General features: G+C 43.7%; 13 protein-coding genes. 11 read left to right on the plus strand and 2 right to left on the minus strand.

The features are described from left to right. The first annotated feature begins 14 nt into the window (after positions 1 to 14). From KP625_RS12915 to KP625_RS12950, 8 genes are all read left to right on the plus strand, one after another. The gene (locus KP625_RS12915) at positions 15 to 1046 is read left to right on the plus strand and encodes a GGDEF domain-containing protein (protein WP_238298298.1); all 1032 of its coding nucleotides are present in this window, start codon (positions 15 to 17) and stop codon (positions 1044 to 1046) included. A gap of 226 nt (positions 1047 to 1272) precedes the next feature. Continuing rightward, positions 1273 to 2022, plus strand: a complete 750-nt coding sequence (locus KP625_RS12920) for a DeoR/GlpR family DNA-binding transcription regulator (RefSeq protein ID WP_238298299.1) — start codon at positions 1273 to 1275, stop codon at positions 2020 to 2022. Beyond that, on the plus strand, positions 2019 to 2945 hold the full coding sequence (pfkB, locus tag KP625_RS12925; protein ID WP_238298301.1) for a 1-phosphofructokinase: 927 nt from the start codon (positions 2019 to 2021) through the stop codon (positions 2943 to 2945). The genes KP625_RS12920 and pfkB overlap by 4 nt, the downstream gene beginning before the upstream one ends. A gap of 17 nt (positions 2946 to 2962) precedes the next feature. Then, complete coding sequence (locus KP625_RS12930; RefSeq protein ID WP_238298303.1) at positions 2963 to 4900, plus strand: PTS fructose transporter subunit IIABC; 1938 nt, start codon at positions 2963 to 2965, stop codon at positions 4898 to 4900. Between the two features lie 366 nt (positions 4901 to 5266). Further along, the gene (locus KP625_RS12935; protein ID WP_238298305.1) at positions 5267 to 5524 is read left to right on the plus strand and encodes an HPr family phosphocarrier protein; all 258 of its coding nucleotides are present in this window, start codon (positions 5267 to 5269) and stop codon (positions 5522 to 5524) included. Between the two features lie 45 nt (positions 5525 to 5569). Continuing rightward, positions 5570 to 7192, plus strand: a complete 1623-nt coding sequence (gene ptsP / locus KP625_RS12940; protein WP_238298306.1) for a phosphoenolpyruvate--protein phosphotransferase — start codon at positions 5570 to 5572, stop codon at positions 7190 to 7192. Between the two features lie 242 nt (positions 7193 to 7434). Further along, positions 7435 to 8244, plus strand: a complete 810-nt coding sequence (gene murI / locus KP625_RS12945; protein WP_177970614.1) for a glutamate racemase — start codon at positions 7435 to 7437, stop codon at positions 8242 to 8244. 56 nt (positions 8245 to 8300) lie between these two features. Further along, positions 8301 to 10139, plus strand: coding sequence for an ABC-F family ATP-binding cassette domain-containing protein (locus KP625_RS12950; protein WP_238298308.1), 1839 nt, complete (start codon positions 8301 to 8303; stop codon positions 10137 to 10139). Here KP625_RS12950 and KP625_RS12955 read toward each other — a convergent pair. Beyond that, positions 10136 to 10915: an AraC family transcriptional regulator gene (locus KP625_RS12955; protein ID WP_177970612.1), complete on the minus strand. Its 780-nt coding sequence runs from the start codon at positions 10913 to 10915 to the stop codon at positions 10136 to 10138. The genes KP625_RS12950 and KP625_RS12955 overlap by 4 nt on opposite strands. 358 nt (positions 10916 to 11273) lie before the next feature. Next, a complete protein-coding gene (locus KP625_RS12960; protein WP_238298310.1) occupies positions 11274 to 11807 on the minus strand; it encodes a TetR/AcrR family transcriptional regulator in 534 nt (177 codons plus the stop codon). Between the two features lie 196 nt (positions 11808 to 12003). Here KP625_RS12960 and KP625_RS12965 point away from each other — a divergent pair, with 196 nt between their 5' ends. Genes KP625_RS12965 through KP625_RS12975 form a run of 3 tightly spaced genes read left to right on the plus strand, consistent with a single transcriptional unit; the run spans position 12004 to position 14320 of the window. Further along, positions 12004 to 12642, plus strand: a complete 639-nt coding sequence (locus KP625_RS12965) for an endonuclease III domain-containing protein (RefSeq protein WP_238298312.1) — start codon at positions 12004 to 12006, stop codon at positions 12640 to 12642. A gap of 14 nt (positions 12643 to 12656) precedes the next feature. Further along, positions 12657 to 13580 carry an alpha/beta fold hydrolase gene (locus KP625_RS12970; RefSeq protein ID WP_238298314.1) on the plus strand — a complete coding sequence of 308 codons (924 nt, stop codon included), beginning with the start codon at positions 12657 to 12659 and terminating at the stop codon, positions 13578 to 13580. A gap of 17 nt (positions 13581 to 13597) precedes the next feature. Next, entirely contained in the window at positions 13598 to 14320 is a 723-nt protein-coding gene (locus tag KP625_RS12975) for a hypothetical protein (protein WP_238298316.1), read from the plus strand. The last annotated feature ends 15 nt before the right edge of the window (positions 14321 to 14335 follow it).

Below are 14335 nucleotides of genomic sequence, written 5' to 3' on the forward strand. Positions count from 1 at the left end.
GAGAGATTCTTCATATGGAAGATAAGATATATGATGGAATGGCAATTGTAAATTTGCTTGGAGCATTGGCTGAGACGGTTTCCTTTATGGTAGATGGAAAGGATTTAACAGGTGGCAGAGTAGTTAATTATATTTCTAGCAGTTTGTGTTTTGTTGGAACGGTAAGTATCGGTTTGTTGTGGTGTATATATGTACAACTCCGTATTTACAGGAACTATAAAAGGATATTCCATAAAGTTGGAGTCATAATGATTCCGTGGATTGTGGAAGTTATAGCTGTTTTATATAATCTTTTTGGTACGGAGTTCATTTTTAAAATATCAGCAAACAATGAATATCAGAGATGCGAAGGCGCGATTCTTGGATATATTTCACTTATGATTTATCTTGCGTATAGTATATATTCGGTATATCATTCCAAAAAGCAGGGGGTTAATTTGAACTTTTTCCCGATACTGTTTTTCGTTGGTCCCTGTGTGGTAGGCGTGCTGATTCAGTTTTTCTGTTATGGCATAACAACATCATGGGTGCTGGTTGCAGTAGCATTGACATTTGTACAAATGCAGTCTTATGCGGAAAATTTATATATGGATGAACTGTCTGGACTGTTTAATCGCAGATATTTTAATGCGGTGCTTGCAGAAAGAGAAAATACGAACCGAAGACCATTACATGGAATTATGATGGATATTAATAATTTTAAACATATAAATGATAATTGTGGACACAATATAGGTGATCGTGCTATCTGTGTAATGGGAAATATTTTATTTAAATCTATATTGGATACAGGAATGGCAATTCGATATGCAGGTGATGAATTTATCGTTTTGTTGTCAGATGTTGATAAAGAGCGCGTTTTCTCTACGATGAATGAGATAAATAGTAATCTTGCCAAATTTAACAAGTGTAAGGATGAACCGTTTACATTAAGCGTGGCTATGGGGTGCACAGAATTTGGAGAAGGGGATAATGCGGAAACATTTCTGATGCGTATGGATGAAAAAATGTATGAGGAAAAACGTAAGTTTCATACAGGAAAATAATCGGAGGAGTGAAAAAAAAGCAAGAGGCGTAAAGTCTCTTTTTTTTTTGCTATAGTTTATGCACATTATTTTTATGACTGCATTTTGACGGAATTTGATTGGAAATTGACTAAAAAAGGTAGAAAAATGAAAGAAAATGATTGACAATGACTGAAAATGACGTTATTATATAGAAAAGTTGAACGAAACTGGAACAAAATGAACGATTTTGACGGAAAGGAGAAACATGTTAGGAGAAGAAAGACAGCAGGCGATACTTGCAGCGGTAGAACAAAGACACAGCGTTTCCGTACAGGAACTGATGCAGCTTCTTGATATTTCCGAGTCCACCATCAGACGGGATTTGAACGCACTGGATAAGGAAGGCAGACTGGTGAAGGTACATGGAGGTGCGATGGCAATCGGTGGAAGCTTCCATGTGAAGGATGATGCGGTGGAATACCGGAAGGAGATCAACCGGGAAGAAAAGATTGAGATTGCCAGATATGCGGCAGCATTGATCGAGGATCAGGATGTGGTGTATATGGATGCCGGAACGACAACCGAGTTGATGATCGACTATATCACAGCGAAGAATGTGATATTCGTCACAAACTCATTTGCACATGCAAAGCATTTGTCACAGAAGGGCTATACGACATATATCCTTGGCGGTGAGTTTAAGCCGGTCACAGAAGCAATCGTTGGAGAAGAAGCAATTATTTCTCTGGATAAATACAACTTCACGAAAGGATTCTGGGGTGCGAACGGCGTGACAAAGGGCAATGGATTCACTACACCGGATGTCAAAGAAGCAATGGTGAAGAAGAAATCCATGCAGAAGACGAAGGAACGCTATGTGTTGTGCGACAGCAGTAAATTCGGTGAGATTTGTTCGATAAGTTTTGCGGAATTCAAGTCTGCAAGGATAATTACAACGAAGATTGAAAATAATGAGTACAGAGGAATGAAGAATATCACGGAGGTGAGAGTATGATTTACACTGTTTCATTTAATCCATCTCTCGACTATGTGCAGGATCTGGATTGCGTGAATCTTGGATATGTCAACCGTACCAGTGGGGAGAAGATTCTGCCGGGTGGAAAAGGAATCAATGTATCCATGGTATTGAAGAATCTTGGATTTGAGAATCAGGCACTTGGATTTACGGCCGGATTTACCGGAGAGGTTTTGAAATCCATGCTGAGGGCAAAAGGCGTGGAAAGTGATTTTATTGAGTTGGATGCAGGCATGACACGGATCAATGTCAAGATCCGCGCGAAGGAGGAAACCGAGATCAACGGACAGGGACCGAAGATTTCCGCAGATGCATTGGAGTTGTTATATCAGAAGTTAGAGACCTTGCAGGAGGGCGATATACTTGTTCTGGCAGGCTCGATTCCGGAGAGCATGCCGCAGTCCGCGTATATGGATATCATGAAGCGTCTGCAGGACAAGAAGTTGAAAATCGTCGTAGATGCGACAAGAGATCTTCTGGTAAATGTGCTTCCATATAAGCCGTTTATGATCAAACCGAATAATTTCGAACTCGGCGAGATTTTCGGTGTGGAGATCAAAGACAAAGACGATGTATGCAAATATGCGAAGAAGCTGCAGGAGCAGGGCGCGCGGAATGTGCTCGTATCCATGGCAGGTGATGGCGCGGTTTTGCTTGCCGAGGACGGAAGTGAGTACCGGGCGGAGGCACCACAAGGAACGGTAAAAAATTCCGTAGGTGCCGGAGATTCGATGGTAGCCGGATTTATTGCCGGATATCTGATTACAGATGGCAGAGCAGATGCGTATAAAAACGCATTTGAAATGGGCGTATGTACCGGAAGTGCGAGTGCATTTTCGGAAGAGCTTGCAACAAAACAAGAAGTCGAGGGTTTGTATATAAAAACTTTCGGCAATAGATGATGAAGGAGGGGTTGCATATGCGAATTACAGATTTGTTAGACAGGAAGAGCATTTACCTTGGAGCTAAGGTAAACTCAAAGGAAGAAACACTGGATCGTGCAGTTGCTTTGATGGCAGAAAGCGGCAAGATTGCCGACGTGGAAACATACAAGAAAGGTGTGTATGCACGAGAGGAAGAAGGAACAACCGGAATCGGAGAAGGAATCGCGATTCCACATTGTAAGTCAGCAGCCGTGAAGCAGGCAGGGCTTGCAGCGATGGTAATCCCGGATGGCGTGGATTTCGACTCGTTAGACGGCGAACCGGTACATCTGCTGTTCCTGATTGCGGCACCGGATACCGCTGACAATGTCCATCTCGATGTACTGAGCAAGTTATCCGTGCTTCTTATGGACGAGGATTTCACGAACGCATTGAAATCTGCAAAGACGGTAGACGAATTTTTAAGTATCATTGACAAGGCAGAAAATGGTGATGCGAAGCAAAAGGATGAGATTCCGACCATCACCGAGGCAAAAAAGAAGATTTTAGCAGTGACAGGATGCCCGACCGGAATCGCACATACGTACATGGCAGCCGAGGCATTGGAGAAGAAGGCAAAGGAACTCGGTTATGCGATTAAGGTGGAGACCAGAGGCTCCGGCGGTGCCAAGAACGTATTGACTGCAGAGGAAATCAAGGAAGCTGATGCAATCATCGTTGCCGCTGATACACAGGTGCCGATGGATCGTTTCCATGGTAAGAAGGTGATTATCTGCAAGGTGGCAGATGGTATCAATAAGGCAGAACAATTACTGACCCGTGCAGCCGAAGGCAAAGCAGCTGTCTACGAAGCAGGCGGTGATGCAGTAGAAAGCAGAGAGACCGATGGAAAAGAAAGTATCGGACATCAGATTTATAAGCATCTGATGAATGGTGTATCGCATATGTTACCATTTGTCGTTGGCGGAGGTATTCTGATCGCACTTGCATTTCTGATTGATGGATTGCTTGTTGACTTAAATCATGTTCCACAGTATCTGATTGACAAGTATGGTTCTGTTGCGGATGTAAAGAGTAACTTCGGTACATTGACACCAGTTGCTTATTTCTTAAAGGCTCAGGTTGGTGGAGTGGCATTTAGTTTTATGCTGCCGATCCTCGCTGGATTTATCGCGATGAGTATTGCGGATCGTCCGGGACTTGCACTTGGTTTCTTAGGTGGTGCCATTGCAGCAAATGGAAAGTCCGGATTCCTCGGCGCACTGGCTGCCGGATTTATAGCAGGCTATGTTGTATTATTGCTGAAGAAGATTTTCTCGAAGCTTCCTTCTGCACTGGAAGGAATGGTGCCAATCCTGCTGATCCCGGTGTTTGGATTACTGATTACCGGAGCAGGTATGGTGTTTGTGATTGAACCGGTTGTCGGATTTATCAATACAGCATTGAATAATGGTTTGAAGAACATGAGTGGTGCCAATATTATCCTGCTTGGTGCATTGCTCGGTGCGATGATGGCAGTCGATATGGGAGGCCCGGTCAACAAGGCAGCGTATGTATTCGGTACAGCGCAGATTGCAGCCGGAAATTATGATATCATGGCAGCGGTTATGATCGGAGGTATGGTTCCGCCAATCGCAATTGCAATCGCATCCTTATTGTTCAAGAACAAGTTCACAGAGCAGGAACGCAAGGCAGGCCCTACAAACTTTATTATGGGACTTTCCTTCATCACAGAGGGCGCAATCCCATTCGCCGCAGCGGATCCGTTACATGTCATCCCGGCATGTGTAGTCGGTGCTGGTGTTGCAGGTGGACTTTCCGCAGCATTTAACTGTACACTGATGGCTCCTCACGGTGGAATCTTCGTATTCCCGGTTGTCGGACACGCTGCAATGTATCTTGTCGCACTGGTAGTCGGAAGTATCATCTCCGCACTCCTGCTCGGAGTATTAAAGAAGAAAGTAGCCGCATAATAGAAGGTCACACGACCGAAGAATTTTATATAAGAGAAAAATTAGAATTGGAAAAGGTACAATCCAATATGCTTATCACATATATTCAAATACAGATTCGCAGCATATAGATATGTTTGGAACTTAGAAATACTTAATGTTCTGAACAATATCAGAAATACCTGAACACGATGTTCAGGTAAGCTGCCACTGAGCCATGGATGGCGAATTGGCAGCGGTTTCGTACGGATAGAACAGGCGTAGCAGAACATTTAGTATTTCTTAGTTTCAATACATTTATATGCGTGAACTGTATTTAGGATATATGTGGAGAGAGAATGAGGTGTACCTTTTACAATTCTCAAAAAAGAAAAGGAGAATAAAATTATGAGAGAGTTTAGTTATGTAATCACAGATGCACAGGGAATTCACGCAAGACCGGCCGGACAGCTTGTAAAGCTTGCAGCCGCTTATCCATGCAAGGTAACAATCGCAAAGGACGGAAGAAGCGTTGACGCAAAGCGTATCATGGGCGTTATGAGCCTTGGTGCTAAGCAGGGACAGGAAGTAATCCTGCAGGCAGACGGTGAGCAGGAGGATGCAGCAATCGCAGCACTCTCAGCATTTATGAACGAGAATCTGTAATTGATTTAAGAAGAAAGGGAAGGTCTTATACAGCCGGGTGAGAGTATGCAGGAATTAAAAGGAAAAAGTGTATTTGGCGGAATTGCAATCGGTCGAATCTCCGTATATAACAAGGATGAAAGTACTGTCAAACGTGTAAAGATCGAGGACACTGCCGCAGAAGTAAAACGATTCGAAGAGGCAAAGGAAACAGCAAAGGAACAGCTGCAGGCACTCTACGAAAAAGCACTGGTGGAAGTCGGAGAAGTCAATGCGATGATATTTGATGTACATCAGATGATGTTGGATGACCTTGATTATGTGGAAGCAATCACGCACATGATTGAGAATCAGGGAATCAATGCCGAGTATGCTGTTGCGGCGACAGGAGATAATTTCTCGAACATGTTCGCAGCGATGGACGATGATTATATGAAGGCACGCGCCGCGGATGTAAAAGATATTTCCAACCGCGTTGTGAAGATTCTGCAGGGAAAGAAAGACAGTGTATTAGATGGTGATGAACCGGTGATTCTCTTAGCAGACGATCTGGCACCGAGTGAGACGGTACAGCTTGACAAATCGAAGGTGCTTGCGTTTGTGACAAGACATGGTTCAACGAATTCCCATACAGCGATTTTGGCGCGGACGATGAATATTCCGGCGCTGATTAGTGTCAGATTCGAAGAAGCGGTTGATGGAAAATTCGCAATTGTCGATGGCTACAATGGCAGTGTCTATGTAGAGCCAACCGATGATGTTGTGAAAGAATACGAGAGTAAAAAGCAGGAGGCCGAAGAGAAGAAACGGCTGTTGCAGGAACTGAAAGGTAAGGAAAACATCACACTCGATGGAAAGAAGATTAAGCTGTACGCGAACATCGGCGGTGTTGCGGATGTGGCATCTGCCCTGCAGAATGATGCAGAGGGCATCGGACTTTTCCGAAGCGAGTTCCTGTATTTAGAGAGCGATACATTTCCAACAGAGGAAGAACAGTTTCAGGCATATAAAACAGTTGCGGAGAATATGGCAGGCAAGAAGGTCATTATCCGTACATTGGATATCGGTGCCGACAAACAGGTGGATTATTTCAATCTGGATAAGGAAGATAATCCGGCGATGGGCTACCGTGCAATCCGTATCTGCCTGACACAGCCGGAGATATTCAAGACACAGCTTCGCGCAATCTTCCGTGCAAGCTATTACGGAAATATCGGCATCATGTATCCGATGATTATTTCCGTATCAGAGGTGCAGAGGATTCATGCAATCGTCGACGAAGTGAAAGCAGAGTTAGATGCGCAGGGACTTCCGTACGGAGATGTCGAGCAGGGTATCATGATTGAGACGCCGGCCGCTGTGATGATGAGTGCAGAGCTTGCGAAAGAAGTTGATTTCTTCAGTATCGGAACGAACGATCTGACACAGTATACGCTTGCAATCGACCGTCAGAATCCGAAGCTGGATGATTTCTACGATTCCCACCATCCTGCAATCTTACGCATGATTCAGATGGTGATCGACAATGGACATAAAGAAAACTGCTGGGTTGGAATCTGTGGCGAGCTTGGTGCCGATACAACACTTACAGAAACCTTCCTGAAGATGGGAATTGATGAGCTTTCGGTATCACCATCTATGATATTCCCGGTAAGGGATAAGGTTCGTAGCACAGATACAACCAAATAAAAAGCAATTATACATTTTAGGGCAATCGGCGTTGGCTATATCTTTTGACTCAGAAGTTCATTGCCTGCAAATATTGATAAAATCGCAAGGTGTAAGGACTGTTCCATATATGCCTTGCGATTTTTCGTTTGTATAAGTATAGGTATCTGTGGTAAAATGGGCATGGCAATGCAAATGAATAAAGCGTGTGTAATCAGTCACGCTTCGTGTGGCAGCATTAAATATGACAAGAAGGTTATAACATGTCAGAAACAGACAAATTACAGGAAAAACAAAGACTTCCAATCGGATTTATGGATTCGGGGCTTGGCGGATTAAGCGTATTGCGCGAAGCCGTAAAATTGATGCCGAAGGAAGATTTTATATATTATGGGGATTCCCTGCATGCACCCTATGGTGTAAAACCGCAGGCGGAAATCCGGGATTTGACATTTGCAGTAGTGGAAAAACTGCTGGATATGGGAATCAAAGGACTGGCAGTTGCCTGCAACACAGCGACAAGTGCAGCCGTCCGTCTGCTGCGAAATACATATCCGGAACTTCCGATCGTGGGAATCGAACCGGCTGTGAAACCGGCAGTAACAGAAAGCCATGGCGGAAGAATCCTGGTGATGGCAACTCCGATGACACTCAAACAGGAAAAATTCCAGAACCTCTTAGCAAAGTACCGGGAACAGGCAGACATCGTTCCCGTCCAGTGTGATGGGCTGATGGAATTTGTCGAGCATGGAGATCTGGATGGACAGGAATTAGATGACTATTTCGCAGAGAAGCTTTCCCCTGTCTTGACCGATGACACAGAATCCATCGTTCTTGGCTGTACGCACTATCCGTTCCTGAAAAAAGAACTCCGCCATTTCCTTGGGGACCGTGACATTCATCTGATCGATGGCAGCCTTGGCACCTCCCGTGAACTCATGCGCCGCTTGAAAGTACAGGGCCTGCTACGCACAGACGAACACAAAGGAAACGTAACAATAATAAACTCATCTGGCAGACAGGAACTTATAGATCTAAGTCAAAAGTTATTAAATCTGCCGGATTATGAATGATAGAAATAGTAAATCAATACAGTATATGGATTTGGAATAGAAATAGGAGCAATCACATGAATATCGTAACTGTTGATGGAATTACAAAAGCATATGGCGAGCGTAAACTTTTTGATAAAGCCTCTTTTTATTTGCAGGAGGGCGAAAAGGCAGGAATTATCGGAATCAACGGAACCGGAAAGTCAACCCTTCTGAAGATAATTGCAGGTATGGAACATCCGGATTCTGGCAAAGTTATTCTCGCTAATCATTATACAGTACAATATTTACCGCAGACACCGGAGTTTGAAGCAACCGACACCGTGTTGCAGGCAGTTGTGAAAGGCTACGCGACGGCGGAGAATCACTGGATAATCGAGAGTGAAGCAAAGACGATGATGACGAAACTTGGCATCACAGATTTTGACGAAACATGCGGACACTTATCCGGTGGACAGCGCAAACGTCTGGCACTCGTATCTGCATTGCTTGCGAAAGCGGATATATTACTTTTGGACGAGCCGACAAACCATCTGGACAGTGAGATGTCGACATGGTTAGAGAGTGAACTGCGTGCTTACAAAGGCTCAATCATTATGGTAACCCATGACCGTTATTTTCTGGACAGTGTGGCAAACCGGATTATTGAGGTGGATAAAGGACAGATTTATTCGTATGCAACAAATTATTCAGGATTTCTGGAGGGAAAGACGCTCCGCGAAGACATCTTGGATGCACAGGAACGTAAGCGGCAGTCCATTCTCCGTGTGGAACTTGAATGGGTAAAGCGGGGCGCCAGAGCACGTTCAACCAAGCAGAAGGCGAGACTGGAACGCTACGAGGAGATGAAGGGCAAATCAGCTCCGGTGAAGGATGCGCAGGTAGAAATCGGTTCTGTCTCTTCAAGACTCGGACGGACAACGGTAGAGCTTGATCATATCGAAAAATGCTTTGGAAACCAGACAATCATCCATGATTTTACATACCATTTTCTAAAAGACGACCGGATTGGAATCATCGGTCGGAATGGCTGCGGCAAAAGTACATTGCTTAAGATCATGCAGGGAATGTTAGAACCGGACAGCGGAAGCGTTGTGATTGGTCCGACAGTGAAGATTGGTTATTTTGCACAGGAGATTCAGCTTGGTAAGGACATGGATCCGAATCAGCGTGTGATTGATTATATCCGCGATGTGGCAGAATATGTTGAGACAGATGAGGGCAGGATTACTGCGGCAAGATTGTTAGAACGTTTTTTGTTTCGCGGAGAAGATCAGTATGGCCTGATAGGTAAATTATCGGGTGGAGAACGCAGACGATTGTATCTGTGCAAGGTTTTGATGTCGGCACCAAATGTTCTGATCTTGGATGAGCCAACGAATGATTTGGATATCACGACACTTACAATATTGGAAGATTATCTGGATTCTTTTCAGGGAATTGTTGTTGCAGTCAGTCATGACCGCTATTTTTTGGATCGTGTGGTACGTCGTATTTTCGCATTCCGACCGGATGGAACACTCTGGCAGAGTGAGGGCGGTTATACCGATTATGAGACACGTGTTCTGTATGAACAGCAGACAGTGGAGAAAACGACTGTAGCTCAAATAGAGACTGCGGAGACGAAAACAGGTAAATCAGACAACTGGAAGGAAAAACCAAGAACAAAAAAAATAAAGTTTTCCTATCAGGAACAGAGGGAATACGATACGATAGAGAAAGATATTGCGGAATTAGAGCAGAAGATAGAAGCAAATAGGACAGCGATGGGAAAAAATGCCAGCAATTCCATCGAACTGCAACGGCTCTATGAAGAGCAGGAACAGCTCGAAGGAACACTGGCTGATAAAATGGATCGATGGATGTATCTGGAAGATCTGGCTGCACAGATTGCAGCACAGTCATCGGAACATTAATTGCCGTCTTTATCCAGATCCGGTGATTCACAACTGGTGTGCAAATCACGATATTTCTTCGGGGTCAGACCATATAAATCTTGAAAAGAACTTGTGAAGTGGCTCTGAGAGGAGAAGTTCAAATATTCCGAAATCTCAGAGATGGAGTAGTTGCTGTATTGTAACAGATGTGCAGCTGTTTTTAACCGTTCTGTTTTTATGTAGGAAGAGATGGAGACATTCATTTCCTTTTTAAACAGTCTTGAAAGATAGGTTGGGTTCATATTCAAATATTCGGCGATTGTTTCCAGCCGAAGTTCCTGTTGCAGATTCGCGTGGATGTAGTCGACACATTTCACAATCTGTTTGGAGTAAATACCTTTGCTTCGGTTTTCCTGCATTGCTTTTGTATAACTCATAATCATCTCGGTCTGCAGCTTGTCAACTTCTTCCTTCTTTTTTAGGACATCAACCCGCTGAATGAAGATGTCACTCATGCTGTAGGCGATTTCACGAGGAAGACCATACTGTGCACAGAAGCGGCTCACCATCGCTGCCAGAATTACAAAATGGTACTTTGCATTCTGCAATGGATCGGAGGATAGAACCCCGTTTTTATCGTCGCCGGTTGTATACCCCTTGTGCTCCTCATACTCTCTGTGTCGGGCTTTGACTTCTTCCATATTTCCGTTCGCAATTGCTTTATAGATGCCGAATTCTTTTTCGTAGTCAAGATGCCGGCTCTGCTCCTGCTGTTGCTGAAATAATTTCAGGTTTACTTCTTTATCGATGTTCATAAAATCTCCTTTAAAATCTTGTTTATAATATGTATATAAATTTTTTTATAGTATATCATAATAGTGCAAAAAAAGACATATATTTGATATAAAAAAACAAAAAAAATCTGTATTATACAACCATAGACTTCATGAGATACATTTCTACAAAAGAGAACTCGTGTAGAGACGAATCGACAAAAGAGAAAAGAAGTCTTATAAAATTGGTATAAAGCATGAGAATGCTTTATATATATAGAATCCCCCCAAGATTCATATTAGTGTCACAAGACACACATTTCTCCTTCGCGTTATTTGATAACGCAGCTGGCGGTCAACTATCCCCAAGTTGACCGCTTTTGCTTTTCGGATTTTTTCTTTATTTGCATTCGTTTGAAATTTCATCCGCAATTTTACTGATGATAGAAACAACACGATCCTGATCAATCGTTGAGTATTGTTCATATGCATGGTAGCAACCTTGTACCAGGATGGTTATTAATATGTTGGCGCGTAAATCTGTACGGTAATTTGGACATTTGGTATACAAGGCGTTTTTTAAAGATGTTTCCAGCCCTTCTGTTAATGCACTTACGCGGGAACCGGAAAAAACAACCCGGAAGTTATGCCCCTGATCGATTGCTTTCTGAAATAATTGTTTTGTGACTTCACCGGTATGGGTCAGTATGTTTTCCGGATACGGAAGTTCTTTTAACATCTCCTGAATCATAGACTGCTCAATACGTTCAGATAGATCGAACATATCCCGGTAGTGAAGGTAAAAAGTCTGTTTGCTGATCTGCGCACGTTCAGTCAGTTCTTTTACTGTAATCTTTTCTAATGGATATTTTTCCCGAAGCTCAATAAATGCCTGAAAAATGTTCTGTCTCGTTTTTTGTATGCGTAAATCCATATCTGCTTCCTCCAATTGTATAATTTGACGATACACAAAAATGTGTCAATTACTTTACCTGATTATAATATTATACATAGGTAAAATAGAATACGTCAAGATACAAAAACAAAGGATGAAACGCAAGAGAAAAAGGTTTTCATTTTCTGGGAAATTTGGTATGATAAAAAAGATAAAATAATGGAGAAACTATGCAATGACGAAGAAACAACGAGCAGCTATAATTATAGAACGTTTGCGGGAAGAATACCCGGATGCCGCTTGTACGTTGGAGTATGATGAAGCGTGGAAGCTACTGGTGGAAGTGCGCCTGGCGGCACAATGTACGGATGCCAGAGTGAATATTGTGGTACAGGATTTATATGCAAAATATCCAACCGTGGCAGCACTGGCAGAAGCGAAGCCGGAAGACATAGAGGCAATTGTGCGACCGTGTGGACTTGGGAAAAGTAAGGCGAAGGATATCTGTGCCTGCATGAAAGTGTTGCATGAGCAATATCAGGACAATGTACCGGATGATTTTGATGCATTGCTGGCACTTCCGGGCGTTGGGAGAAAAAGTGCAAACCTGATCATGGGTGATGTGTTTGGCAAGCCGGCAATTGTGACCGATACACATTGCATTCGACTGGTGAACCGGATGGGGCTTGTCGATGGTGAGAAGGATCCGAAGAAGGTTGAGATGGCGTTGTGGAAGATTATTCCACCCGAAGAGGGCAGTGATTTGTGTCATCGACTGGTATATCATGGCAGAGATGTGTGTAGTGCGCGTACAAAGCCGCATTGTGATGTGTGCTGTCTGCAGGATATTTGTAAGAAATGTGGTGTTAAATAGACAGGAGGCTATAAATGGCAGTCAAGTATAGAGAGTTTAAATTTCATTCACATGCAGATAAGCTTGAAATTCATGCGATGACGGTTGCACCGGAAGGAAGAATCATCGGTGTGGTACAGATTCTGCATGGGATGTGTGAACACAAGGAACGATATTATGATTTTATGAAGTTTCTGGCAGAGAAAGGGTATCTGTGTGTGATTCACGATCATCGCGGACATGGCAGCAGTGTCGTGAGTGATGCAGATCTTGGATATTTCTATGATGCCGGATACGACGGTTTGATCGAAGATGCACATCAGGTGACAGAGCTGATCAAGGAGAGTGTCGGTGATGTGCCATATGTTCTGCTTGGACATAGTATGGGGTCTCTTGTAGCCCGTTGCTATCTGAAACGGTATGATGATGAGATTGACAAGGCGGTAATTGTCGGAAGTCCTTCGATGCGGCATGGCATTGTACCGGGACTACGGTTATTGAAGATACTGCGTGCCTGCAAGGGCAGACGGAAGCATTCGAAGCTTATGGATCATATTATGATGAATTCGAGCTATGAGAGACGGTTTAAGAAGGAGAAACTGCAACATGCCTGGATTAATTCCGACCGGGATGCGGTAGAAAAATACAACAACGACCGGTATTGTAATTTTACGTTTACACTCGATGGCTATGAGAATCTGGTCTACCTTCTGCAGGAGACATACAGCAAGGATGGCTGGCAGATGAAGCATAAGGATCTGCCAATCAAGTTCTTCTCCGGAAAGGATGACCCATGTGCGATCAGTCCGAGTGATTTTGGCAAAGCGATTCATTTTATGAAGGATCTTGGCTATATGGATGTCCGGGGCGCGATGTATAAGGGGATGCGTCATGAAATTCTGAATGAAAAAGGCAGAAAACGGGTATATCAAGACATATATGATTTTATAAAAAAATAAATGGTAAGAGTGGAACTATGAAAGTCAGAATGGCAGTGGAACAATCAAATAAGGATGCATTTGTCGAGCAGGTGATGCGCAAATATCATTTTTCCACAGAAGAAAAGGAACCGTTGCAGCAAGTGTATGAGAAGGTTCGAACTTACATGGCACCGTATGCAATTTATCGGATCAACACACGTATGCGAGGGGTCCCGCTTCTGGATGCGGAACAGTCCGCACTTGTGGCGATGACGCTCGGGGAAGGTGTGGATCGTCTGCAGGAATATTACGAGCGGGAACATGCACTATCAGAAAGCTATATGGTGGAGTGCGTGGCAAATGAGCTGCTTCTGCAGATGTATGCGGATTTCAATCAGAGCTATCCGAAATTCCATCGCCGCTATGTAAAACGATATGTGTTTGTCGGAGAGGAAATTCCTCTCGATAGCATGCAGAAGCTGCTTGCAGAGGTATATGGCAGACAGCCGGCAGAGATTGGACAGGAAAATGATATCACGGCAAATGAATATGGCGTGTTACAGCCATCGAAAAGTGTGGTGTTTTTCGCATTACTTTCTGAAAATCCCGGGCAGCAGTGTCAGGGAATCTGCATGAACTGCGGAAATATGGAATGTGAGAACCGCATGCAGGAAGCGCGGCAGATACAGGTACGAATGGATACGCAGGAGATGGCGGCTGCCATGGAACCGGAGCAGAAGTTAAACTACGGATATCAGAGAATATTTGGACAAAAGTGAGGAATGGGTATTGGA

This window comes from Eubacterium sp. MSJ-33 (assembly GCF_022174665.1).
Classification (GTDB): Bacteria; Bacillota; Clostridia; order Lachnospirales; family Lachnospiraceae; genus Coprococcus_C.

Coding starts and splice junctions, on each gene's coding strand:
- ptsP (WP_238298306.1), top strand. CDS start 5,570: ATGCAGGAATTAAAAGGAAAAAGTGTATTTGGCGGAATTGCAATCGGT.
- KP625_RS12915 (WP_238298298.1), top strand. CDS start 15: ATGGAAGATAAGATATATGATGGAATGGCAATTGTAAATTTGCTTGGA.
- KP625_RS12960 (WP_238298310.1), bottom strand. CDS start 11,807: ATGGATTTACGCATACAAAAAACGAGACAGAACATTTTTCAGGCATTT.
- KP625_RS12970 (WP_238298314.1), top strand. CDS start 12,657: ATGGCAGTCAAGTATAGAGAGTTTAAATTTCATTCACATGCAGATAAG.
- KP625_RS12955 (WP_177970612.1), bottom strand. CDS start 10,915: ATGAACATCGATAAAGAAGTAAACCTGAAATTATTTCAGCAACAGCAG.
- KP625_RS12975 (WP_238298316.1), top strand. CDS start 13,598: ATGAAAGTCAGAATGGCAGTGGAACAATCAAATAAGGATGCATTTGTC.
- KP625_RS12920 (WP_238298299.1), top strand. CDS start 1,273: ATGTTAGGAGAAGAAAGACAGCAGGCGATACTTGCAGCGGTAGAACAA.
- KP625_RS12950 (WP_238298308.1), top strand. CDS start 8,301: ATGAATATCGTAACTGTTGATGGAATTACAAAAGCATATGGCGAGCGT.
- KP625_RS12930 (WP_238298303.1), top strand. CDS start 2,963: ATGCGAATTACAGATTTGTTAGACAGGAAGAGCATTTACCTTGGAGCT.
- murI (WP_177970614.1), top strand. CDS start 7,435: ATGTCAGAAACAGACAAATTACAGGAAAAACAAAGACTTCCAATCGGA.
- KP625_RS12935 (WP_238298305.1), top strand. CDS start 5,267: ATGAGAGAGTTTAGTTATGTAATCACAGATGCACAGGGAATTCACGCA.
- pfkB (WP_238298301.1), top strand. CDS start 2,019: ATGATTTACACTGTTTCATTTAATCCATCTCTCGACTATGTGCAGGAT.
- KP625_RS12965 (WP_238298312.1), top strand. CDS start 12,004: ATGACGAAGAAACAACGAGCAGCTATAATTATAGAACGTTTGCGGGAA.